This is a genomic window from Paenibacillus curdlanolyticus YK9, assembly GCF_000179615.1.
GTDB classification, from domain to species: domain Bacteria; phylum Bacillota; class Bacilli; order Paenibacillales; family Paenibacillaceae; genus Paenibacillus_T; species Paenibacillus_T curdlanolyticus.
In genome coordinates this window covers 1-541 of record NZ_AEDD01000040.1, presented here as the reverse complement: position 1 = coordinate 541, position 541 = coordinate 1, and the positions used below count along the sequence as shown (strand labels likewise).

The window sequence follows — 541 nt, the reverse complement described above, 5'->3', positions numbered from 1 at the left end:
AACTAAACATCATATGATAAGATGTGAAAGTTGTACGTAAATTGTTCTTTGAAAACTGAACAACGAGCGAAACTGTCAGTATAAATGTTTCAAAATGAGCTACAAACTTAACTTTTATGGAGAGTTTGATCCTGGCTCAGGACGAACGCTGGCGGCGTGCCTAATACATGCAAGTCGAGCGGACTTGAAGGAGTGCTTGCACTCCTGATAGTTAGCGGCGGACGGGTGAGTAACACGTAGGCAACCTGCCCGTAAGACTGGGATAACATTCGGAAACGAATGCTAATACCGGATACGCGATTTTCTCGCATGAGGAAATCGGGAAAGAAGGAGCAATCTTTCACTTACGGATGGGCCTGCGGCGCATTAGCTAGTTGGTGGGGTAATGGCTCACCAAGGCGACGATGCGTAGCCGACCTGAGAGGGTGATCGGCCACACTGGGACTGAGACACGGCCCAGACTCCTACGGGAGGCAGCAGTAGGGAATCTTCCGCAATGGACGAAAGTCTGACGGAGCAACGCCGCGTGAGTGAAGAAGGC

Annotated in this window: 1 rRNA gene; it reads left to right on the top strand. The window is 50.1% G+C overall.

The features are described 5' to 3' along the window. Positions 1 to 113: 113 nt before the first annotated feature. Positions 114 to 541: ribosomal RNA gene (locus tag PAECUDRAFT_RS24345) — 16S ribosomal RNA — on the top strand; the annotation flags it as partial.